This is a genomic window from Streptomyces xanthophaeus (assembly GCF_030440515.1).
GTDB classification, from domain to species: domain Bacteria; phylum Actinomycetota; class Actinomycetes; order Streptomycetales; family Streptomycetaceae; genus Streptomyces; species Streptomyces kutzneri.
The window spans coordinates 4,221,407-4,244,640 of the sequence record NZ_CP076543.1 but is presented as its reverse complement, the minus strand read 5'-3'; the positions used below and the strand labels follow the sequence as shown (position 1 = coordinate 4,244,640).

The 23,234-nt window shown below is 71.6% G+C and carries 16 protein-coding genes; 9 read left to right on the top strand and 7 right to left on the bottom strand.

The window, feature by feature from the left end; all coding sequences use genetic code 11:
* Positions 1–207: 207 nt before the first annotated feature.
* Genes KO717_RS18675 through KO717_RS18660 form a run of 4 tightly spaced genes read left to right on the top strand, consistent with a single transcriptional unit; the run spans position 208 to position 4,706 of the window.
* Positions 208–1,077: a M24 family metallopeptidase gene (locus KO717_RS18675; protein WP_301369129.1), complete on the top strand. Its 870-nt coding sequence runs from the start codon at positions 208–210 to the stop codon at positions 1,075–1,077.
* A gap of 23 nt (positions 1,078–1,100) precedes the next feature.
* A complete protein-coding gene (locus KO717_RS18670) occupies positions 1,101–2,864 on the top strand; it encodes an SDR family oxidoreductase (RefSeq protein ID WP_301374601.1) in 1,764 nt (587 codons plus the stop codon).
* Positions 2,861–3,781 carry a metal-dependent hydrolase gene (locus KO717_RS18665; protein WP_301369127.1) on the top strand — a complete coding sequence of 307 codons (921 nt, stop codon included), beginning with the start codon at positions 2,861–2,863 and terminating at the stop codon, positions 3,779–3,781. Before KO717_RS18670 ends, KO717_RS18665 begins: the two co-directional genes overlap by 4 nt.
* Before the next feature lie 10 nt (positions 3,782–3,791).
* Positions 3,792–4,706, top strand: coding sequence for a MerR family transcriptional regulator (locus tag KO717_RS18660; RefSeq protein WP_301369125.1), 915 nt, complete (start codon positions 3,792–3,794; stop codon positions 4,704–4,706).
* 202 nt (positions 4,707–4,908) lie between these two features.
* On the opposite strand, the gene KO717_RS18655 is transcribed toward KO717_RS18660, so the two are convergent.
* Positions 4,909–5,694, bottom strand: coding sequence for an aquaporin (locus KO717_RS18655; protein ID WP_301369123.1), 786 nt, complete (start codon positions 5,692–5,694; stop codon positions 4,909–4,911).
* A 143-nt stretch (positions 5,695–5,837) separates the two neighbouring features.
* Here KO717_RS18655 and KO717_RS18650 point away from each other — a divergent pair, with 143 nt between their 5' ends.
* The 3 genes from KO717_RS18650 to KO717_RS18640 all read left to right on the top strand — a co-directional run bounded on the left by KO717_RS18650 (position 5,838) and on the right by KO717_RS18640 (position 11,436).
* A complete protein-coding gene (locus tag KO717_RS18650) occupies positions 5,838–6,377 on the top strand; it encodes an RNA 2'-phosphotransferase (RefSeq protein ID WP_301369121.1) in 540 nt (179 codons plus the stop codon).
* 164 nt (positions 6,378–6,541) lie between these two features.
* Positions 6,542–8,431: an HSP90 family protein gene (locus KO717_RS18645; RefSeq protein ID WP_301369119.1), complete on the top strand. Its 1,890-nt coding sequence runs from the start codon at positions 6,542–6,544 to the stop codon at positions 8,429–8,431.
* A complete protein-coding gene (locus KO717_RS18640) occupies positions 8,428–11,436 on the top strand; it encodes a tetratricopeptide repeat protein (RefSeq protein WP_301369117.1) in 3,009 nt (1,002 codons plus the stop codon). Before KO717_RS18645 ends, KO717_RS18640 begins: the two co-directional genes overlap by 4 nt.
* Positions 11,437–11,493: 57 nt before the next feature.
* Here KO717_RS18640 and KO717_RS18635 read toward each other — a convergent pair whose 3' ends face one another.
* Entirely contained in the window at positions 11,494–12,399 is a 906-nt protein-coding gene (locus tag KO717_RS18635) for an LLM class flavin-dependent oxidoreductase (protein ID WP_301369116.1), read from the bottom strand.
* Positions 12,400–12,505: 106 nt separating this feature from the next.
* Between KO717_RS18635 and KO717_RS18630 the strand changes: the two genes are divergently transcribed.
* Entirely contained in the window at positions 12,506–13,393 is an 888-nt protein-coding gene (locus tag KO717_RS18630; protein WP_301369114.1) for a Cof-type HAD-IIB family hydrolase, read from the top strand.
* A gap of 9 nt (positions 13,394–13,402) precedes the next feature.
* Here the strand turns inward: KO717_RS18630 and KO717_RS18625 are convergent, their stop codons facing one another.
* The 4 genes from KO717_RS18625 to KO717_RS18610 all read right to left on the bottom strand — a co-directional run bounded on the left by KO717_RS18625 (position 13,403) and on the right by KO717_RS18610 (position 21,467).
* Positions 13,403–15,190 carry a sensor histidine kinase gene (locus tag KO717_RS18625; protein ID WP_301369112.1) on the bottom strand — a complete coding sequence of 596 codons (1,788 nt, stop codon included), beginning with the start codon at positions 15,188–15,190 and terminating at the stop codon, positions 13,403–13,405.
* A 21-nt stretch (positions 15,191–15,211) separates the two neighbouring features.
* Positions 15,212–18,838, bottom strand: coding sequence for a thiol reductant ABC exporter subunit CydD (gene cydD, locus KO717_RS18620; protein ID WP_301369111.1), 3,627 nt, complete (start codon positions 18,836–18,838; stop codon positions 15,212–15,214).
* A gap of 103 nt (positions 18,839–18,941) precedes the next feature.
* Positions 18,942–19,943 carry a cytochrome d ubiquinol oxidase subunit II gene (gene cydB / locus KO717_RS18615; RefSeq protein ID WP_301369109.1) on the bottom strand — a complete coding sequence of 334 codons (1,002 nt, stop codon included), beginning with the start codon at positions 19,941–19,943 and terminating at the stop codon, positions 18,942–18,944.
* A gap of 18 nt (positions 19,944–19,961) precedes the next feature.
* On the bottom strand, positions 19,962–21,467 hold the full coding sequence (locus KO717_RS18610; RefSeq protein WP_301369107.1) for a cytochrome ubiquinol oxidase subunit I: 1,506 nt from the start codon (positions 21,465–21,467) through the stop codon (positions 19,962–19,964).
* Positions 21,468–21,658: 191 nt separating this feature from the next.
* On the opposite strand from KO717_RS18610, the gene KO717_RS18605 reads away from it, so the two are divergent.
* Positions 21,659–22,027, top strand: a complete 369-nt coding sequence (locus KO717_RS18605; protein ID WP_030010169.1) for a cyclophilin-like fold protein — start codon at positions 21,659–21,661, stop codon at positions 22,025–22,027.
* Positions 22,028–22,078: 51 nt separating this feature from the next.
* On the opposite strand, the gene hisC is transcribed toward KO717_RS18605, so the two are convergent.
* Positions 22,079–23,158, bottom strand: coding sequence for a histidinol-phosphate transaminase (gene hisC, locus KO717_RS18600; protein WP_301369105.1), 1,080 nt, complete (start codon positions 23,156–23,158; stop codon positions 22,079–22,081).
* Positions 23,159–23,234: the final 76 nt, after the last annotated feature.

The following is a 23,234-nucleotide window of genomic DNA, read 5'->3' as shown; positions in this document are numbered from 1 at the left end:
TTAGTGGCGCCGCTCCCGTGAAACGTCAGACCTGGAGCTGGATCCCGTCTCAGCCTTCAGGCGTACATGCCCGTACTGGAGGCTGATGTGGACCCGACAACTTTGTCCACAGGTCGGTGCACGACCCTTGACGTGATCTCCGGTCATTGTCACATTCATCAGTGTCAACTTACGTGCGCGTACGGCTACACGGATGGACGGGCTGACATGGCTGGGGACACCAAGCAACGCACCGCGCGACTCTCCGGACGAAGCTCCGCCGACCTGAGCGGCTTCAGAGAGGTGCAGCGCCTCTCCTACGAGTGCGCCGAGGCCGTCGCGGCCCAGCTGCGGCCCGGCGTGACCGAGCGTGAGGCCGCGCGGATGCAGCGCGACTGGCTGCGGGAGCGCGGGGTACGGGACTGGTTCCACCTGCCCTTCGCATGGTTCGGGGACCGCACCGCCTTCGCGAACTTCAGGATCCCGCTGCAGTTCTTCCCGACCAACCGCAGGCTGGAGCCGGGGATGCCGTTCATCCTCGACATGGCACCGGTCTACAAGGGGTACTCGGCCGACATCGGCTATTCCGGCAGCCTCGGGCTCAACCCGGTGCAGGACCGGCTCATGTCCGATCTCCAGGCGCACCGTGTGCTGATCCTGGAGCAGGTGCGCGAGCGCCGCTCCCTGCGCGAGGTCTACGAGAACGTCGAACGGCTGATGACCCGGCAGGGGTACGCCAACCGGCACCGGGCCTATCCGTTCGGCGTGATCGCGCACAAGATCGACCGGGTCAAGGAGCGGCGCTGGTCGCCCACCGCCTTCGGCTTCGGCACCCAGTCCCTCAAGGGACTGGCCAGTGATGCCCTGCACGGCCACCGTGAGGGCTGGTCTCCGCTGTGGAGTCCGTACCACTTCTCCGACCATCCGCCGCAGCCCGGCCTGTGGGCGGTGGAACCACACCTCGGATTCCGGGGTACGGGCGCGAAGTTCGAGGAGATCCTGGTCGTCACCGACTCCCGGGACCCCGAGGAGAGCGCGTTCTGGCTGGACGACGATCTGCCGCACGTGCGGCGCTGGGCCGAGGAGAAGGCAGCATGAGCGACATGGTGGGAGCGGGAGCGGTGGGTCTGGCGGGTGCGCGCGAGCGCCGGGTGAGCACCGGTGGGGTCGAGCTGTGCGTCGTCGAACTGGGTGAGACGGGCCGGCCGACGGTACTGCTGGTGCACGGCTACCCGGACAGCAAAGAGGTCTGGTCGGAGGTCGCCGAGCGACTGGCGACCCGCTTCCACGTGGTGCTCTACGACGTACGCGGCCACGGGCGCTCCACCGCGCCGCAGCCGCTGCGCGGCGGCTTCACCCTGGAGAAGCTGACCGACGACTTCCTGGCGGTGGCGGACGCGGTCAGCCCGGACCGGCCCGTGCACCTGGTCGGCCACGACTGGGGCTCCGTACAGGGCTGGGAGTTCGCCACGGTCGCCCGCACCGAGGGCCGGATCGCCTCCTTCACCTCGATGTCGGGGCCCTCCCTCGACCACTTCGGGCACTGGATCAAGAAGCGGATGACGCGGCCCACCCCGCGGGCGGCGGCGCAGCTCCTCGGCCAGGGCGCCAAGTCCTGGTACGTCTACATGCTGCACACCCCCGTGCTGCCGGAGCTCGCCTGGCGCGGGCCCCTCGGCAAGCGGTGGCCCTCGATGCTCCAGCGCATCGAGAAGGTGCCGGCCGGCTCCTATCCGACGGCTTCGCTGCCTTCGGACGCGGCGCACGGAGCCTGGCTCTACCGCGACAACGTGCGGCCGCGACTGCGCCGGCCGCGCACCGACGCGTACGCCCACGCGCCGGTGCAGCTGATCACCCCGACCGGGGACGCCTTCCTGTCCGAGCGGCTCTACGACGGTCTGGAGCGGTGGGCCCCGGACCTGCTGCGGCGGACCCTGCCCGCCAAGCACTGGGTGCCCCGGACCCGGCCCGACCAGCTGGCCGCCTGGATCACCGAGTTCGTCAACGACCGGGAAGAGCCCGCGACGCGGGCACCTGAACGGAAGGCCCCGGGCAGGTACGCCGACCGCTTCGCGGGCCAGCTGGTCCTGGTGACCGGCGCGGCCAGCGGCATCGGCCGGGCGACCGCCTTCTCCTTCGCCGAGGCCGGGGCCCGGGTGGTCGCCGTCGACCGCGATGCGGAAGGCGCGGCGCGCACGGCCGACATGGCACGGCTCGTCGGCGCCCCCGAGGCCTGGGCCGAGTGCGTGGACGTCAGCGACGAGCAGGCGATGGAGAAGCTCGCGGCAAAGGTCGCCGCCGAGTACGGAATCGTCGACGTCCTGGTCAACAACGCCGGGATCGGGCTGTCCGGCGCGTTCCTCGACACCACCGCCGAGGACTGGAAGAAGGTCCTGGACGTCAATCTGTGGGGCGTCATCCACGGCTGCCGGATCTTCGGGAAGCAGATGGCCGAGCGCGGCCAGGGCGGGCACATCGTCAACACCGCCTCCGCCGCCGCATACCTGCCGTCGAGGACCCTGCCCGCCTACAGCACCTCGAAGGCCGCAGTGCTGATGCTGTCGGAGTGCCTGCGCGCGGAACTGGCCTCGAAGTCGATCGGCGTCTCCGCGATCTGCCCGGGCATCGTCAACACCAACATCACCGCCACCTCGCGGTTCGCCGGGGTGGACGAGGCCGAGGAGAAGCGCCGCCAGGAGCGCTCCTCTCGGCTGTACGGGCTGCGCAACTTCCCGCCGGAGAAGGTCGCCGACGCGATCCTGTGGGCGGTGGTGCGCAACGAGGCCGTCGTGCCCGTGACTCCGGAGTCCAAGGGCGCCCTGTGGATGTCCCGTTTCGCGCCGCGCACCCTGCGGCGCATCGCGAGGCTGGAGCCAAAGCTGTGAGCGGGGCCGCGGACCGGATCGGCCGGCACCCGATCGGTCCGCGCCGGGTGGCCTTCGAATGGAAGACCACCCCCCTGCACTGGATACCGGACGAGCCCACCGCCACCCACGTGATCAACGTGCTGCACCTGCTGCTGCCCGCCGGGGAGCGGTGGTTCGTCAGGGTCCTCAAGGAGAGCCTGCCCCTGGTCACCGACCCCGAGCTGCGCAGCGACGTCAAGGGGTTCATGGGCCAGGAGGCCACGCACAGCGTGCAGCACTCCTACGTCCTGGACCACCTCGCCGAACAGCGGCTGCCGACGGAGGCGTACACACGGCACGTGGACTTCCTCTTCGAGAAACTGCTCGGGGAGGCCCCGCCGTTCGGGGTGCCGGTCACGGCTCGGGAATGGCTGCGCTTCCGTCTGGCCGTGGTCGCCGCGATCGAGCAGTTCACAGCGGTCCTCGGGGACTGGGTGCTGCGGGCCGACGGGCTCGACCGGGCCGGGGCGGACGAGATCATGCTGGACCTGCTGCGCTGGCACGGGGCGGAGGAGGTGGAGCACCGCTCCGTCGCCTTCGACATGTACCAGCACTGCGGGGGATCCGGTCTGCCCCGCTACGCGCGCCGCGTCGAGGGGATGGTCGTGGTCGCGCCCGTGCTGGCATGGCTGTGGGTGTGGGGGGCCTCGTACCTCATACGCAACGACCCGGAGCTGGGCGGCCGGCTGCGCTACTCGCTCGGCGCGCACAACCGCGCGGTGGCCAAGGGCCTGCTGCCTCCGTGGAGAGAGCTCGGCATGGCCATACCCCGCTACTTCCGGCGGTCGTACCATCCCTCGCAGGAGGGCTCGCTGCGCAGGGCGGTCGAGTACCTTGCGGCTTCACCTGCCGCCCGGGCCGCGGCGGGCGCGGTCGGCCGAGCCGCGATGTCGTAGGGAGCCGGGATTGTCCGATCAGGCGGTAGCCGAGTACCGGATCGAGGATCTGGCACACCACAGCGGGGCGACGGTGCGCACGATCCGGGCGTACCAGGACCGGGGCCTGCTGCCGAAACCGGAGCGGCGGGGCCGTTCCAACGTCTACCGGGACACGCATCTGGCGCGGCTGCGCCAGATCGCCGACCTGCTGGACCGCGGCTACACCCTGGCCTCCATCAAGGAACTTCTGGAGGCCTGGGACGCGGGGCGCGGTCTGGGCGGCGTACTCGGGCTGGTCGCCGAGGTGCACGGGCCGTGGACCGACGAGGAGGCGGCCCGCATCAGCCGGGAGGAGCTGAACGAGCGGTTCGGCGGCCGCCCGGACGAGGACGCCGTGGACGAAGCGTGCGAGCTCGGGGTGCTGGAGCGGATCCCGGGGCGCCCGGACCAGTTCCTGGTGCCCTCCCCGCAGGAGCTGGCGGTGGCCGCCGAGCTGTACGCGGCCGGGGTGCCGCTGCCGGCGATCACCGGACACCTTCGGGAACTGCGGGGACAGGTGGAGCACATCGCCTCGCGGTTCCTGGAGTTCACCACCGAGCACGTCTTCGCGCGCTACCTCGGGCAGGTGCCGCCCACGGACGCGGACGCGGCGGAGGCGGCCACGATGGTGCGGCGGCTGCGGCCGCTCGCCCAGCAGACCGTGGACGCGGAGCTGGCGCGGGCGATGCGGCTCTTCGCGACCCGGCACCTCCAGCGGCACCTGGGTTCGGCCGGCGCACCGGGGCCGACGGGGCCCTCGCCGGTGGCGCTGCCGGCCGGAACGGTACGGGCGGTGCAGGATCTGGTGGGTGCCGACCATGTGGCGGAGTTCGTCCGGGCCGCGACGGAGCGCGAGCTCCAGGCCCGGACGATGAACGATCTGGCGCGCCGCGGCGAGCGGTGACGCCCGGGCGGGTGGTCAGCGAGGAGGGCACGGGCACGCACGGGCACGCACGATCGGTTCCGGTCCGGTCGGTTCCTGTGCGGTCGGTTCCGTTCCGGTCCGGTCCACAGGTTCCACAGGGCGGATCACGCGTTTGCAGTCAAAACCCGCCCAAACGGCTGTGGACAAGTCCCGTTCCCCTGTGGGCAACTGATCCGCCGTCTCACCCGACGGTCTCGTACGCCGCCTTGGCGGGGCTCGCTCCGTCCACCGCCGCCGGCTTCGCGCCCCGGCCGAACCGGGACCTGGTCCTGGTCCCGGTCCCTGTTTCGGTCCCGTAGAGGAGGGCGGCCAGGGCCAGGCCGAGGATCCCGCCGACCAGCTGGGCGCCGACGAAGCCGGGCAGCGACTCGGGGGCTATGCCGGTGAAGGAGTCACTGAAGCTGCGCCCGATGGTGCCCGCCGGATTGGCGAAGGAACCGGAGGAGGTGAACCAGATCGCGGCCGCGATGTACGCGGCGACCGCCGCCGGAATGAGCCTGGAGCGTCCGATCCGGCCGAGGCCCTGGATCAGGAGGACGAGGCCGGCGGTGGCGACCACCTCGCCGATGAGCAGGTGACCGCCGTCGCGCACCTGGGTGGCGAAGGTGCCCGGGGTCCGGCCGAACATGACTTCCGCGATGAGGGCGCCGCCGATGGCGCCGGCGCTCTGGGCCGCGGTGTAGACGAGCGCCTCGCGGCCGCCCAGGCCCTCGCCGCCGGTCCGCCGGGACCACCAGGAAGTGAGCGTGACCACCGGGTTGAGGTGGGCGCCGGACAGCGGCCCGAAGATCGTGATGATCAGCCCGAGGCCGATGGCCGAGGCGAACGAGTTGGCGATGAGGGCGACACCGGTGTCGCGGCTGAGCTCGGCGGCCTTGAGCCCGGAGCCGATCACGACCACGAGCAGGCCGGCGGTACCGACCAGCTCAGCAGCGGCGCGGCGTGACAGTGAGGGTTGGGCTGTCATGGTTTCTCCCTCTGAACAGAAGTGACAGCGGAAAATATATTCCGCATCTTGGAATAGCGATAGAGGGTGTCCACCACCTGTCACCACCGGCCGCCCCCGGAAAATCCGTGCCGCGAGGCCGCCCGACCGGGCACGCTGGAGCCATGGATGAAAGACGCACCGTGAAGGTGTCGAAGTACGTCTCGAAACACCTGCGACACCAGCCGGAACGGATCGGACTGGTGCTCGATCCCCACGGCTGGGTGGAGATCGACGACCTGCTGCGCGCGGCCGCCGCGCACGGCTTCCACTTCAGCCGGGCCGAGCTCGACCACGTCGTCGCCGCCAACGACAAACAGCGGTTCGCCGTCGACGGCACCCGGATCCGGGCCAGCCAGGGGCACACCGTAGCCGTGGATCTGGACCTGCCGGAGGCCGAACCGCCCGCGTACCTCTACCACGGCACCGTGGCCGCCGCCCTGGAGCCGATCCGCGCCGAGGGCCTGCGCCCGATGGCCCGCCACCATGTGCACCTGTCCCCGGACCGGGAGACCGCCACCCGGGTCGGCGCGCGCCGCGGCCGGCCCGTCGTGCTCAGCGTGGACGCCGGGGCGATGCGAGCGGCCGGACACGTCTTCCGGATCAGCGCCAACGGGGTGTGGCTGGTGGACGCCGTACCGCCGCAGTTCCTGCGCTTCCAGTAGTTCCGGTGGTTCCGGGCCTGCCGTCAGGGCCAGGCATCCAGGGCACCGGAATTCACGCAGAGATTGTCCGACCATCCCCCTAATCTGTGAACCACTCCGGGATCCGTGAGGGGGGGACCTCGCGATCACCGAACCATCCCTGTATGCACGCGAGGTGACGCCCTATGACGTCCACGTCCACATCCCCGTCCACGCCCCCGTCGACGCCCCACAGCTTCCAGGTCGATCTGCGCGGCCTGGTGGACCTCCTCTCCCACCACCTCTACTCCAGCCCGCGCGTCTACGTCCGCGAGCTCCTGCAGAACGCGGTGGACGCGATCACCGCGCGCCACGCCCTCGACCCGGCGGCGGAGGTCCGCATCCGGCTCTCGGCGTCCGGCGGCCGCGTGACCATCGAGGACAGCGGCATCGGCCTGACCGCCGCCGAGGCCCACTCCCTGCTCGCCACCATCGGCCGCAGCTCCAAGCGCGGTGGCGAAGGCACCGATCTCAACGAGCAGGGCCTGGAAGCGACCCGCCAGGAGTTCCTCGGCCAGTTCGGCATCGGCCTGCTCGCGTGCTTCGTCGTGGCCCGTCAGATACGCGTCGTCACCCGCTCCGCCCGCGACCCCCAGGCCGCGCCCGTCGAATGGCTGGCCACGGACGACGGTTCGTACACCGTCCGCGAACTGCCCCACGAGGCACGGCCGGAGCCGGGCACCACCGTCGTACTGGAGGCCCGCCCGGGCGCCGCGGAATGGGCCGTCCCGGCCAAGGTCGGGGAACTGGCCCGCGACTACGGCTCCCTGCTGCCGTACGACATCACCTTCGACGACGGCGAGGGCGGCGAGCCGCGCCCCGTCACCGACCGGCCCGCCGTATGGGACCGCCCCTTCCCCACCCCGGCCGCCCGTCGCGTCGCGCTCGCCGGGCACTGCGCGCAGCTCTTCGGCTTCACCCCGCTCGACAGCATCGACCTCGACCTGCCGGTCGCCGGCGTACGCGGAGTGGCATACGTCCTGCCCGAACCGACCAGCCCCGCCCACCGGGCCGGACACCGCGTCCACCTCAAGGGCATGCTGCTGACCGACCGCGCCGACAACCTGCTGCCCGACTGGGCGTTCTTCGTCCGCGCCGTCCTCGACACGGACACCCTGCGCCCCACCGCCTCCCGCGAGAACCTGTACGACGACGAGACCCTCGCCGCCGTCCGGGACGCCCTCGGCGCCCGGGTCCGCGGCTGGCTCGCCGAGCTCGCTGCGAGCGATCCGGAGCGCCTGGCCGCCTTCCTGCAGGTCCACCACCTCGGCGTGAAGTCCATGGCCCGGCACGACTCCGAGCTGCTCGGGCTGATGCTGCCGTGGCTGCCGTTCGAGACCAGCGACGGCTCGATGAGCCTCCAGGAGTTCGCGGCCGCCCACACGGACATCCACTTCACCCGCACCGTCGAGGAGTTCCGGCAGATCGCACCCATCGCCGCGGCGCACGGGCTCGGCGTCATCAACGCCGGATACACCTATGACGCGGACCTGCTGGCCCTGCTGCCCGCCGTACGGCCGGAGCTCAAGGTCACCGAACTCGACGCCGGGGCGGTCACCGAGCGGCTGGACCCGGTGCCGACCGCGGCCGAACTGGCGCTCGCCCCCTTCCTGGCCACCGCGCGCACCCGGCTGGAACCCCAGGGCTGCGACGTGGTGCTGCGCGCCTTCCAGCCCGTCGCCGTGCCCGCGCTGTACCTCGACGACCGGCAGGCCCGCCAGGAGCGCGACCGCACCGCCGCGCTGGAGAGCGCCGACTCCCTGTGGAGCGGCATCCTCGGCGCGCTGCGCGGCTCCGCGCCGCGCGCCCGGCTGGTCCTCAACCACAACAACCCGCTCATCCGCCGGATCGCCACGCTGCCCGACGAGGCCCTGACCGGTACCGCCGTCGAATCGCTGTACGGGCAGGCCCTGCTGATGTCCCAGCGGCCGCTGCGCCCCGCCGACTCCACCCTGCTCAACCGGGCCTTCCTCGGACTCCTGGAATGGGCGACCCACTCCACCGATTCCCGCGACGCCCAGGAGGAACAGAAGTGACGGCGCTGACGCGCGAGGAGATCGTGCGAGGTCTGGCGGAGAACCGCGAATCGCCGAACGGCGCCGTGCGCAACGCGCACGCCGAGGCCCTGGCCGGCGCGGCGGAGACGAGCGGTGACCGGGCCCTGTTCCGCGAGGCCCTGGACAACCTGATCAACGCCTACCTCTACAGCTCCGAGTCGTCCAGGATGCTGGTCCCCTTCGCCCGGCTGCTCCAGGAGTACGACAAGGACCCGGGCGCCTTCTCCCACTGGGACGCGCATGCGCTGTTCTGGCAGTTCAAGTGGGTGGCCACCGCGATCTCCGACTCTCCCGGGATCCCGCTGGAGTCGGCCACCGGCTGGCTGGACGAGATGGAACGCCGCTACCGGATCGCCGGCTACAGCGAGCGGCCCGTTCGCGAGGCCGAGCTGTGGCTCGCCGACGCCATCGGCGAGGACGAGCGCGCCGAGCGGGCCTTCCGGCGCTGGCTGGCCGCCGAGCGCGACGACATGAGCGACTGCCGGGCCTGCGAACTCAACGGTCAGGGCCAGTACGCCGTCCTGCACGGCGACGACGCCGAGGCGCTGGAGCTGTGGAAGCCGGTCCTCGACGGTGATCTGACCTGCGCCGAGGAACCCCACCGGCTGCTCGCCACCTCGCTGCTGCCGCTGCTGCGGCTCGGCCGGGCCGACGAAGCGCGCTCCCACCACCTGCGCGGCTACCGCATGGCCCGCGGCAACGAGAGCCTGCTGCCCTCGGTCGGCAAGCACATCGAGTTCTGCGCGCTCACCGGCAACGAATCGCGCGGCCTGGAGATCCTGGCCGAACACGCCGCCCATGTGGCTCCGCTCGCCAACCTCGACGACCGGCTGGCCTTCCACGGCGGCATCCTCGTGCTGCTGCGCCGCCTGCGGGAGCTGGGGCACGGGCGGACCCCCGCCGTGCCCTACGAAGGAAGCCCGCGGTCCGTCGACGAGCTGTACGAGGTGCTGTACGCGGGCTGCCTGGACATCGCCCGGCAGTTCGACGCGCGCAACGGCACGACCCGGATCTCGGACCGGTTCCTCGCACAGGTGGGTCGGGAGCCGCTGCTGGCCGAGCTGCCGCTGGGAATCCGCAGTACGGCGCTGCCGCAGACCGCCTCAGCCCCTGTTCCCCTCCCCGCCCCCGCTGGACCGGCCCTGACGGCCGCCGCCTTCACCGAGCTGGTGGAGCGGGCCCGCCGTGCCCGGGACCTGGGCCATCCGGGCACGGACGCACTGTGGGCGGAGGTGGCGGTACGGCTGGACGCGCTGCCGGAGGCCGATCCGCTGGTCCGCGCCGACCTCGCGGACCAGCAGGCCCTGGCCGCCGGGCGGAGTGGGGCCAAGGAAGCGCCCGAGCTGCTGAACGCGGTCCGGGACGACTACCGGGCGCTCGGCGTCGCCGAGCGCGCGGTACTCGCGGAGCTGCGGCTGGCCGGTGTGGCAGCGCAGTCCGGAGCCGCGCCGGCGGAGGTCCGGGCATTGCTGCGCGTCGCCCTGCGGTCCGCCGAGGCACTGGACGCCGCCGAGCCGCTGCGGGCCCGGCGCATCGCGCTCGCGGACCTGTCGGCGATCCGGATGGAGTCGTACCTGCGCTCGGTGGAGACCCCCGACGGTGACGGCCACCACGACCACCACGCGGAGCTGGCCGCCGAACTGGCCGACTTCGTCGCCGCCCATGAGGGCACCCAGGCGGACCTGGTGTCGGAGGCCGAGGAGATGCTGGGCCGCGTGGCCCTGACGCGGGGCGACCCGGAACGGGCCGTGGCGCTGCTCGCGGCGTCCGCCGCGCGGGCTGCCCTGGCGGGCCGTCCGTGGCAGGCCGTGGACCCGCTCGTGCTGCGGGCCGGGGTGCTGATGACGCTGGAGCGGCCCGAGGAGGCGGAGGCCGCTGCGCGCTCCGCACTGGAACACTCCGCCGAGGTGACCGACGCCGAGACGCAGGGCGTCGTACGGCTGACCCTCGCGGACATCCTGCTGCAGCAGGATGACGCGGCCGCGGAGAGCGCGGAGCACGCGCTGGCCGCAGCCCACTGGTTCGACCAGGCCGGGCTCACGGCCGACGGCGGTGCGCAGGCCCGGCTGCTGCTGGCCCGGGCCTACGCGCGGGACGGCCGGAGCGCCGAGGCGGCGGAGGTCCTGCAGTCCGCGCTGGCAGACCTGTTGGAGCACGGGGACCAGCAGGCGGTGTCCGTACGGGAGTTCCTCGGTGATCTGCTGCGCCGGCTGAACGAGCCCCGGCCGGCGGCGGAGCAGTACCTGCTGGCTGCGGAGGTCGCCAAGGGCTGGGAGGATCCGCGGCCGCAGGCGGGCCTCGCGCATTCGGCCGCGGACACCCTGAGCGACGCGGGACTGGCCGTAGAGGCGGCCGCCGCGTACGAGCGGGCCCTGGAGCTGCACCGGCTGACCGGCGGGCTCCCGGTCGCCGAGGTGCGGATCCTGCGCTCCCTGGCCTGGCTGGGGCTGCGTGAGGAAGTCACCTCCACGGCGGTGTCGGGGGCCCGGAAGCGGATGGAGGAGGCGGCCGAGGTGCTGGAGGCGGCCCTGGCGGCGGATCCCGCGGCTCCTGAGCTGCGGTCCGAACTCGCCCAGACCTGGCACCAGCTGGCGCAGGTGCTCGACCGGCACGTCAACACAAACGAGCAGTCCTACGAGGCCGCCGACGAGGACGCCGGGGAGCACGACCTCGCCGGTCCCGGGGCGGAGCCGGCGGAGCAGCTGAGCCCTGAGGAGGTCGACGGGCTGCGCCTGGAGGAGATCGAGCTGTGGGACCGGGCCGCCCGGATCTACGCCGGGCTCGGCCCCGACCATCTGCGGGACCGGTTCCAGTGCCTGAACAACGCCGCCTGGACCGAGCAGGAGCGGGGCGACGCGGCCGCGGGCGCCGCGCGCGTCAGCGCACTGATCGACGAGGCCCGGGCGCTGCCCGAGGACGACGTGCCGGACTGGCTCCTGCCGTCTGCGGAGCGCCTGCTCGCGCAGCTGACCGACACGGAGTAGCCCTCGCCGTCCCGGTCGTCGCCGCCGTTGGTGCGTGCGGCGACGACGACCGGTGGGTCAGCTGTCGAGCTGGGCCAGGGCCTCGGTGGCGATCTTCTCGAACACGGCCTCCTCGGCGGCGAACTCGGAGTCCGGGATCGGGGCGTGGATCACCAGCTCGGTGAACCCCAGATCGCGGTGCCGGCCGGCGAAGTCGACGAACGCGTCCACCGACTGGAGCACGGTGTTGGCTTCTGGCGTGAAGCCGGTCAGGAGGATCTTCTCCACGGGCTCCAGGTCCCGCCCGATCTCCAGGAAGGCCGCGCCGAGCCGTTCGAGCTGCCCGCGCAGGGCCTCCCGCGACTGCTCGGGCGTGCCCTCCTCGAAGAGCTTCGGGTCGCCCGTGGTCACCCACGCCTGGCCGTGCCGGGCGGCGAGCCGCATGCCGCGCGGGCCGTTCGCGGCGACCGCGAACGGCAGCCGGGGCCGCTGCACGCAGCCGGGGATGTTGCGGGCCTCCTCGGCGGAGTAGAAGGTCCCCTCGTGGCTCACCGAGCCCTCGGTCAGCAACCGGTCCAGCAGCGGCACGAACTCGGCGAGGCGGTCGGCGCGCTCACGCGGTGACCAGGCCTCCTGGCCCAGCGCGGTTGCGTCGAAGCCGTTGCCGCCCGCACCGATGCCGAGGGTGATGCGCCCGCCGGAGATGTCGTCCAGGCTCATGAGGTCCTTGGCGAGGGTCACCGGGTGACGGAAGTTCGGCGAGGTGACAAGGGTGCCCAGGCGCAGCCGCTCGGTGGCGGTGGCCGCCGCGGTCAGTGTGGGCACCGCGCCGAACCACGGGCCGTCGCGGAACGTCCGCCAGGACAGGTGGTCGTAGGTGTAGGCGGTGTGGAACCCGAGCTGCTCGGCCCGGAGCCACTGATCGCGTCCTCCCTCGTGCCATCGACGTACCGGAAGGATCACCGTGCTCAGACGCAGACTCATGCTTCGAGCCTACGGCGAGCCGATGTTTCACGTGAAACCGCGGCGTTTCACGTGAAACATCGCCCGAGGTGACAGCCTCCCGCCCGTGGTCAGGACCTCCTCGGCCATGGGCGAAGATGGAGCCGTGACCTCGGCTCCCCAGTGCCCGGACGGGCCAACCCCCACGCCCCGGCTGATCGCCACCGACCTCGACGGCACCCTGCTGCGCGACGACAAGTCCGTCTCGCCGCGCACGGTCGCCGCGCTCGCCGCCGCCGAGGAGGCCGGGATCGAGGTCTTCTTCGTCACCGGCCGTCCGGCCCGCTGGATGGATGTGGTCAGCGACCATGTGCACGGCCACGGCCTGGCGATCTGCGCCAATGGCGCGGCGGTGGTCGACCTGCATGCCGGACGGGAGTTCGTGCAGGTCCGAGCCCTTCCGCGGGTGGCTGCTCACGCTGTCGTCGATGCCCTGCGCGCCGCAGCACCCGGCACGTCCTTCGCGGTCGAGCTGACCACCGGCATCAATTACGAGCCGACGTACCCGCCCTTCTTCAAGGACCCGGGTGCCCGGGTCGCCACCGCCGAGAAGCTGCTGCACGAGGACACGGACGAGAGCTCCGCGCCCGTGCTCAAGCTGCTGGCGCACCACGGCGAGCTGGCCCCGGACGAGTTTCTTGCGCTGGCGCGGTCCGCCGCCGGCGGGTACGCGTCGATCACCCGGTCCAGTCCCACCGCGCTGCTGGAGATCAGCGGGCCGGGCGTGTCCAAGGCGAGCACCCTGGCACTGTGCTGCGCCGAGCGGGGCATTTCCCCCGCCGAGGTCGTCGCCTTCGGGGACATGCCGAACGACGTGGAGATGCTCAGCTGGGCGGGCACCTCGTACGCCATGGGCAACGCCCACCCCGATGTGATCGCGGCCGCGTCCGGCCGTACGGTCGCCAACAACGAGGACGGGGTCGCCCTCGTCATCGAGCGCATCCTGGCCGAACGGACCGCGCAGCAGCAGGCTTAAGGCCCTGTCCTAGGGAGTGTGGAGCGGGGCCTCCCAGACCAGGGTGGTCCCGCCGCCGTCCTCGCCGATGCCCGGACCGTACGAGCTCGCGCCGCCCAGCGACTCGGCCCGCCGGCGCAGGTTCCGCAGCCCGCTGCGGCGGCCGCCCTCCGGGATTCCCACCCCGTCGTCGGCGACCTCCAGCCGGACCCCGGGCCGGCCGTCGGCGAGTGTGATCGTGGAGTCGATGACCACGTCGATCCGGGTCGCCTCGGCATGACGGAAGGCGTTCGACAGGGCCTCGCGCAGTGCGGCGATCAGGTTCTTGCCCACCAGCTCACCGACGACCGTGTCGACCGGGCCGAGGAAACGGTGCGCGGGCTTGAAGCCCAGGGGCACCGCGGCCATGTTGATCTCCCGCAGCACCCGGGTACGCAACCCGGAGGGAGCCTCCGCCGGACCCTGTTGGAGGGCGAAGATCGCGGTGCGGATCTCCTGGATCGTCACGTCCAGTTCGTCCACGGCCTTGCCCACGCCGTCGCGCACCTCGGGAACGACGGTCCGTCGCTGGGCGCCCTCCAGCATCAGCCCGGTGGCGAAGAGCCGCTGGATGACCAGGTCGTGCAGGTCGCGGGCGATCCGGTCACGGTCCTCGAACACCGCCAGCCGCTCGCGGTCGCGCTGTGCCTCGGCCATCATCAGGGCGAGCGCCGCCTGTGAGGCGAACTGGGTGGCCAGGGTCCGCTCGGCCTCGGTGAAGGGACGCCCGCCGCGGGCCCGGGGAGTGACCAGCGCACCGAGCACCCGCCCGCCGCTCTGCAGCGGAAGCAGCATGCACGGGCCGTACCGGCTGGTGAGCTTGCTGGTCATGCGGGGGTCGGCCGCGGCGTCGTCCACGAAGACCGGCTCACCCGCCAGCAGGCTGTCCACCACCGCGCTCTCGGCCGGGATCACCACGCCGAGCGAGGTGGCCGGGTTCTCGGAGGAGACCGCGACGATCTCCATCCCGCCCTCCTCGGCCGGCAGCATGACGATCCCGGCGGCGGAGTCGGCCAGCCGGCGCGCCTGTTCGGCGACCACCGCGAGCGCGTCGTCCGCGTCCCCGCCGGACAGGAGCGCGGTGGTGACGGCCACCGAACCGTCGATCCAGCGCTCGCGCTGGGTGGCGGCCTCGTAGAGCCGGGCGTTGCCGATGGCGATGCCCGCCTCGGTGGCCAGGACCCGGACCATGTGGAGGTCGTAGTCGCTGAACTCGCCTCCGCCCTTCTTCTCGGCGAGGTAGAGATTGCCGAAGATCTCCCCCTGCACCCGGATGGGTACTCCGAGGAAGGTCTTCATGGGCGGGTGGTGCGGCGGGAACCCCGCCGAGCGCGGATCCTGCGTCAGATCGGCGAGCCGCACCGTGTCGGAGTGCGAGATCAGCGCTCCGAGCAGGCCCCGTTTCCCGTCGGGGCGGTGTCCGATCTTCCGCGCCTGCGCGGCGCCGATCCCGTGGGTGACGAAGTCCGAGAGCCCGCGGCCCTCCGTGTCGACGACGCCGATCGCCGCGTAGCGGGCGTCCGCGAGCTCGGCCGCGGTCTCGCAGATGCGGTCCAGCGTGGAGTGCAGCTCGAGCCCGGTCCCGACCGACCTCATGGCCTCCAGCAGTTGCGGTACGCGGGCCGTGAGCTCGGTGGACAGGCCGTGCAGACTCCTGGTGGCCTGGGTGGCGGCCACCAGCGCGTCCGAAGCTCCCGCAGTTCCCGGCGCTCCCGGCAACGGACTCGGCAAGGGGCCCGGTGAGGGATCCGGCGATTCCTGCGACTGCTGCGCTGACATGGCCCTGAGCGTAGTTAGTCCCTATTGGCGAGGAAAGTTGGCCAAAGTCCCGCCCGCTGCCCTTTCGCGCTCCAGCAGCCGCCGCAGCGGTCCTTCGACGGCGGCCAGCTCCGTGTACGGGCCGCGCTGCACAACCTCGCCGCGGTCCAGCACGAGCACCTCGTCGACCGCCTCCAGACCGGCCAGCCGGTGCGTGATCAGCACGGTGGTCCGGCCCTCGGTCACGGCCAGCAGATCCGCCGTCAGGGCGTCCGCCGTGGCCAGGTCCAGATGCTCGGCCGGCTCGTCCAGGACCAGTACGGGGAAGTCCGCGAGCAGCGCCCGGGCCAGGGCCAGCCGCTGGCGCTGGCCGCCGGAGATCCGCTCGCCGTGCTCGCCGACCAGCGTGTCCAGGCCGTCCGGAAGGCCGTCGGCCCACTCCAGCAGCCGGGCCGCGGCCAGTGCCTGCCGCAGCTGCTCCTCGCTCGCCCCGGTCCGGGCCAGACGCAGGTTCTCCCGGACCGAGCTGTCGAAGATGTGCGCGTCCTGGGCACACAGGCCCACGAGGGCCCGTACGTCGTCGCCGTCGAGCGTGCGCGCGTCGCTCCCGCCCAGGCTGTACGCGCCTTCGGCCGGGTCCAGGAACCGGAGGAGGACCTGGGCCAGGGTGGTCTTGCCGGATCCCGAGGGACCGACGACCGCGATGCGGCGGCCGGCCTCCAGGGTCAGGTCCACATCCCGCAGCGCGGCACGCTCCTGGCCGGGGTGGCGGGCGGTGAGCCCCGTCAGCCGCAGCGGGAACGGCGAAGCGGGGGCCGCTGCTGGCTGCTCCGGCTCGGCGACCGGGACCGGCGCGTCGATGACCTCGTAGACCCGCTCGGCGCTACGACGCACCCGCTGGCGGTACTGGACGGCGAGCGGAAGTCCGTTCACGGCCTCGAAGGCGGCCAGCGGCGTCAGGACCGCGACGGCCATGGCCACCCCGGACAGCCGTCCGTCGTGGACGGCGTCGGCCGCAACGGCTGCGGCGGCCACGACGGTGAGTCCGCAGACCAGGGCCGACAGGCCGCCGCCCAGCCCGGCCGCGGCCGAGCCCCGTGCGGCGATGGCCGTCAGCAGGCCGTCGCTCTCGCGCGTCCGGCCCTTGCGGTCCTCCAGCGCACCGGCCACGGTCAGCTCCGCGGTCCCGGTGAGCAGATCGGCCACCCTGGTGGCGAGTTGGCCCCGGGCGGGCGCGAGCCTGCGCTCCGCACGGCGGGCGCAGGCCCCGCTGACCAGCGGTACCGCAACACCGGCGGCGAGCAGTCCGACGGCGAGTACGGCTCCGGCCTCGGGCAGCAGCCATGCGGTGAAGGCGACCGAGCCCGTTCCGACGAGCACGGCCGTGCCGACGGGCAGCAGCCAGCGCAGCCAGTAGTCCTGCAGTGCGTCGGCGTCGGCCACCAACCGGGCCAGCAGGTCCCCACGCCGGTGTGTGCGCAGCCCGGCGGGCGCGATGCGCTCCAGTCGGCGGTAGACGGAGACCCGCAGGTCGGCGAGCATCCGCAGCACGGCGTCGTGCGAGACGAGCCGCTCGGCGTACCGGAAGACGGCGCGGCCCATTCCGAAGGCCCGGGTGGCCGTGACGGCCACCATCAGGTAGAGCACGGGCGGCTGCTGCGAGGCCCGCGAGATCAGCCAGCCCGACACCGCCATCAGGCCTACGCTGCATCCGACGGCCAGCGCCCCGAGCAACAGCCCGAGCCTGAACCGTCCCTGCCACGCCCTGGCGACCGCACGCACCCGGCGCAGCGGATCCCCGGCCACGCCCGAAGCGGCCACACCCGAACCGGCCACGCCCGAGCCGGCCGGACCCGAGCCGCCGCCGGTCCCCGCCCGCTCGCCCGCCGCACCGAGGATCCACTCCCCGGAATCCGGCACGTGTTCGCCGCGGTCACCGGCCGTACCGGAGGACAGCAGCCCGGCGCCGACCGGGGGAGCGGCGCGGCGGGGGAACGTCCCATCGGCGAGAACCCCTCCGGGGCCGTCGCCCGCCGCCATGGCCACCACCCGGTCGGCGACGGCGAGCAGTGCCGGCCGGTGCACGACCAGCAGCACGGTCCGACCCGCGGAGAGCCGCCGGACCGCATCCACGATCCCGGCCTCGGTCTCGCCGTCCAGCGCCGCCGTCGGCTCGTCCAGCAGCAGCACGGGCCGGTCCGCCAGGAACGCGCGCGCCAGGGCCAGACGCTGCCGCTGGCCGGCGGACAGTCCCACACCGCCCTCGCCCAGCAGGGTCTTCACCCCGCGCGGCAGCGCGGTCACGAACTCCCAGGCCCCGGCGTCCTTCAGCGCCTGGGACACATCGGCGTCGGAGGCCCCCGCGCGGGCCAGCCGCACGTTCTCGGCGATCGTTCCTGCGAACAGGTGCGGCCGCTGCGGCACCCAGGCGATCTGCTGCCGCCACTGCACCGACGACAGCTCGGCCAGGTCCACGCCCGCGACCCGGACCCGCCCGGCGGTCGGCGTCACGAATCCCAGCAGCACCTGGAGCAGCGTGGACTTGCCCGCTCCGCTCGGACCGGTGAGAGCCACGCACTCCCCCGGCCCGACCGTGAGCGAGACCGGCCGGGGCGAGTCCTCGCCGCGGCCCTCGTAGCGGACGGCGATCCCCTCGATCTCGATCCGCAGGGGAGCGCCGCCAGGCAGCTCGGCCTTCCCGGTCGTACCGGTGGTGGGCGTCTCCAGAACCTCGAAGATCTCCTCGGCGGCCGCCAGTCCTTCGGCGGCCGCGTGGTACTGGGCCCCCACCTGCCGCAGCGGCAGGTACGCCTCGGGCGCCAGGATCAGGATGACCAGCCCGGTGTAGAGGTCCAGTTCGCCGTGGACCAGCCGCATGCCGATGGTCACGGCCACCAGGGCCACCGACAGGGTCGCCAGCAGTTCCAGTGCGAAGGAGGAGAGGAAGGCGATGCGCAGGGTCCGCATCGTCGCGCGCCGGTAGTCATCGGTGATCTTGCGGATCGACTCGGCCTGCGCCTTGGCCCGGCCGAAGACCTTCAGGGTGGGAAGCCCGGCCACCACGTCGAGGAAGTGACCGGAGAGCCGGGACAGCAGCCGCCACTGGCGGTCCATCCGGGACTGGGTCGCCATGCCGATGAGGATCATGAACACGGGGATCAGGGGCAGTGTCACCACGATGATGGCCGCCGACACCCAGTCCTCGGTGACGATGCGGGCCAGCACGGCCACCGGCACGACCACCGCGAGCCCCAGCTGGGGCAGGTAGCGGGAGAAGTAGTCGTCGAGCGCGTCCACGCCCCGGGTGGCCAGTGAGACCAGCGATCCGGTCCGCTGCCCGGCCAGCCAGGCGGGCCCGAGCTCCGCAGCCCGGTCCAGCAGCCTGCCCCGCAGCTCCGACTTGACCGCCGCACCCGCACGGTGCGCGGCCAGCTCGGTGAGCCAGGCGATCAGCCCGCGTCCGAGCGCCACGGCCGCGAGCAGCAGCAGTGGCGTCCGGAGCGCCTGCCCGTCGAGCCCCCGCTCGAACGCTCCGACCACGATCTCGGCGATCAGCATCGCCTGACCGACGACCAGCCCCGCCCCGGCAAGGCCCAGAGCCACCACCGCCCCCAGGAAGAGGCGGGTGGATCGGGCGTACCGGAGCAGGCGCGGGTCGATCGGTTTCACGTGAAACATCCCCTCGGGGAGGTCGTCAGCGGGACGGGCGGGTCATACGTCGCAGGGACTCGGTACAGGACTGCAGGGCCCGGTACCGAGCCCCGTACAGGGCTCAGTGCACATCGACGATGTGCTGCGTCCCGATCCGCTTGCGGAACACCCAGTACGTCCAGCCCTGGTAGAGGAGGACGAGCGGGGTGGCCACGGCCGCACACCAGGTCATGATCTTCAGGGTGTACGCGCTGGACGAGGAGTTGGTGACCGTGAGGTTCCAGGCCTCGTTCAGCGAGGACGGCATGACGTTCGGGAACAGCGTGAGGAAGAGCATCGCGACGGCCGCCGCGATGGTGACCCCGGACAGTGCGAACGACCAGCCCTCGCGGCCGGCCAGGTTGAAGCCGAGGGCCCCCACCAGCGCCAGCACCGCGACGATCATCGCGATCAGGCTCACGCCGTCGCCGCGCGAGACCTGGGTCCAGATCAGGAAGACCAGGGCCAGCACGGCGGTGACCACGCCCAGCCGGGTCGCCAGCTTCCGCGAGCGGTCCCGGATCTCACCGACGGTCTTGAGCGAGGTGAAGACCGTGCCGTGGAAGGTGAACAGGGTGAGGGTGACCAGTCCGCCGAGGATCGAGTAGACGTTCAGCAGGTCCAGGAGGCCGCCGACGTACTCCTTGTTCTCGTCGATCTTGACGCCGCGCACGATGTTGGCGAAGGCGACGCCCCACAGGAACGCGGGGATCAGCGAGGTCCAGAAGATCGCGTGCTCCCAGTTGGTCTGCCACCGGTCCTCGGGGCGCTTGTGCCGGTACTCGAAGGCGACGCCACGGATGATGAGACAGATCAGGATGAGCAGCAGCGGCAGGTAGAACCCCGAGAAGAGGGTGGCGTACCAGTCGGGGAAGGCGGCGAAGGTGGCACCGCCCGCGGTGAGCAGCCAGACCTCGTTGCCGTCCCACACGGGCCCGATCGTGTTGATCAGGACCCTCTTCTCGGTGCGGTCACGGGCGAGCAGCTTGGTCAGTACGCCGACTCCGAAGTCGAAGCCCTCCAGGAAGAAGTAGCCGGTCCACAGGACGGCGATGAGTACGAACCAGACATCGTGGAGTTGCATGGTGTGCGCTCCTCGGCCTCAGTACGAGAAGGCCATCGGCCGGTCGGGGTTCTTGTCGTCCCCACCGATCTTGGTGGGTGGGTTGAGGTCTGCCTCGGTGAGTTCCGGGGGGCCGGCCTTGACGTACTTGACGAGGAGCCTGACCTCGATCACGGCCAGCACCGCGTACAGGAGCGTGAACCCGATCATCGAGGTGAGCACCTCACCCTGGGACACGTTCGGCGAGACCGCGTCCCTGGTGCGCAGGACTCCGTAGACGACCCAGGGCTGGCGGCCCATCTCGGTGAAGATCCAGCCCCAGGAGTTGGCGATGAGCGGGAAGCCCATCGTCCAGAGCGCGACGATCCAGTACAGGTTGGCGAACTTCGGGCTCAGTGGCTTCTTGAAGAGCACCAGGTGGGGGACCTCGTCCTCCCCGGTCCGCAGCTCCGCCGGCAGCATGAACCGCTTGCGGGTCAGCCACAGGCCCAGCACACCGATGCCGAGGGAGGCCATGCCGAAGCCGATCATCCAGCGGAAGCCCCAGTAGGCGACCGGGATGTTGGGCCGGTAGTCGCCGGGCCCGTACTTCTCCTGCTCGGCCTTGTTGACGTCGTTGATGCCCGGGACGAAGGAGGTGAAGTCGTCGTTGGCCAGGAAGGACAGCAGGCCGGGGATCTCTATCGCCACCTTGTTGTGGCCCTTGTCGACGTCTCCGTAGGCGAAGACGGAGAAGGGCGCGGGCGCCTCGCCGTCCCACAGCGCTTCCGCGGCGGCCATCTTCATGGGCTGCTGCTTGTACATCACCTTGCCGAGCAGGTCACCGCTGATCGCCGTGCCCATACCGGCGATGATCATGACGATCAGGCCGAGGCGCAGCGAGCTCCGCATCACCGGGACGTGCTTCTTGCGCGCCAGGTGGAAGGCGGATATTCCGGCCATGAAGGCGCCGCCGACCAGGAAGGCGGCCGTGATGGTGTGGAAGAACTGGGTGAGCGCGGTGTTCTGGGTCAGCACGAGCCAGAAGTCGGTGAGCTCGGCCCGGCCCCGCTCCTCGTTGATGCGGTACCCGACCGGGTGCTGCATCCAGGAATTCGCCGCCAGGATGAAATAGGCGGACAGGATGGTGCCCATGGACACCATCCAGATGCACGCCAAGTGGATCTTCTTCGGCAGCTTGTCCCAGCCGAAGATCCACAGACCGATGAAGGTCGACTCGAAGAAGAAGGCGATCAGCGCCTCGAAGGCCAGGGGGGCCCCGAAGATGTCGCCGACGAATCGCGAGTAGTCGGACCAGTTCATGCCGAACTGGAACTCCTGGACGATGCCGGTGACGACACCCATCGCGATATTGATCAAGAAGAGCTTTCCCCAGAACTTCGTGGCTCTGAGGTACTTCTCCTTCTCGGTGCGCACCCACGCCGTCTGCAAGCCCGCCGTAAGGGCGGCGAGCGAGATCGTCAGGGGCACGAAGAGGAAGTGGTAGACGGTCGTAATGCCGAACTGCCATCGCGCCAATGTCTCCGGCGCCAAAGCTAGGTCCACGTCGTCTTCTCCTTGTCGTCGCCGTGGTCACAGCCGCAGTCTGCCTGGCGGGTTCCCTCCATACCGGGAGGAAGCAGGACACGCTTGTGAACGCGTTCACATTCACAAGCATTATGTCGTACCACTCTCGGCCACCTTCGAGCGGGGTACCCCTCTAGCCAATCGATTCAACAGATTGTTGAATGCGGCTCATGCAGATACGAATCTCCTGGCCCGCGGGCCAGCTCACCGCAACCCTCGACGAGACCCCGACCAGCAAGGCGCTGGCCGAGGCCCTTCCGATTTCCGCCTCCGCCAACACCTGGGGCGAGGAGGTCTACTTCGACACCGGGGTCAGCGTCGCCCTGGAGGACGACGCCCAGCAGGTCGTCGCCCCCGGCACGGTCGCGTTCTGGACCGAGGGCGACGCTCTTGCGCTGCCCTACGGCCCCACGCCCATCTCACGCGGAGGCGAGAGCCGCCTCGCGAGCCCGTGCAACGTGCTCGGCTCCTTCGACGGCGACCCCCGCCTGCTGTCCACCGTCCGCGACGGCGATCCCGTCCGCGTGGAACTCGCCTGAGCCACCCCGGGACGGTCTTCCGGCCCCTTGTCGTCCGGGGCTCCGTACCGCCTAGAGCTCCTTGAAGAACGCCTCGGCCGTGTGCAGGAAGAGGTCGTTCGCCTCGGTCTCACCGATCGTGACCCGCAGGCCCTCGCCCGCGAAGGGCCGGACCACCACACCGGCCTTCTCGCAGACCTCCGCGAACTCGGCGGTCCGCTCCCCCAGCCGCATCCACACGAAGTTCGCCTGCGTGTCCGGGACGGTCCAGCCCTGGGCGACCAGCGTCTCGTGCACCCGCGTGCGCTCGCTCACCAGCGCCCCGACCCGGCCCATCAGCTCGTCCTCGGCGCGCAGCGAGGCCACCGCCGCGTCCTGCGCGAGCTGGCTCACCCCGAAGGGCACGGCCGTCTTGCGCAGCGCCGCCGCCACCGGCTCGTGCGCCACCGCGAAGCCGACCCGCAGGCCGGCCAGCCCGTACGCCTTGGAGAACGTGCGCAGCACGGCGACGTTCGGGCGGTCGCGGTAGAGCTCGATGCCGTCCGGTACGTCCGCGTCGCGCACGAACTCGCGGTACGCCTCGTCCAGGACCACCAGGATGTCCGAGGGCACCTGGTCCAGGAAGCGCTCCAGCTCGGCGCGGCGCACGGCCGTACCGGTGGGGTTGTTCGGGTTGCAGACGAAAATCAGCCGGGTCCGGTCGGTGATCGCCGCGGCCATCGCGTCCAGGTCGTGCACGTCGCCGTCGGTCAGCGGGACCCGCACCGAGGTCGCGCCCGAGATCTGCGTGATGATCGGGTAGGCCTCGAAGGAACGCCAGGCGTAGATCACCTCGTCGCCCGGGCCGGCGGTCGACTGGATCAGGGACTGGGCCACACCGACCGAGCCGGTGCCCGTGGCGATGTGCTCGACCGGCACGCCGAAGCGCTCGGCGAGCTCGTTCACGAGGCCGGTGCAGGCCATGTCGGGGTACCGGTTGAAGTTCCCGGCCGCGGCGACCGCGGTCTCCAGCACGCCCGACAGCGGCGGGTACGGGTTCTCGTTCGAGGACAGCTTGTACGCGACAGGCCCTCCCGCGGCAGCCGGCTTGCCGGGCTTGTATGTCGGAATGCCGTCCAGCTCGGCGCGCAGCTTCGGGCTCTTCTCGCTCACCGCAGGTCCTCCTCGACCGTCCCGTACGACGTCGCCGTCGACTCAATACTGCTCACCTTATGAGGATTCCGCCGTT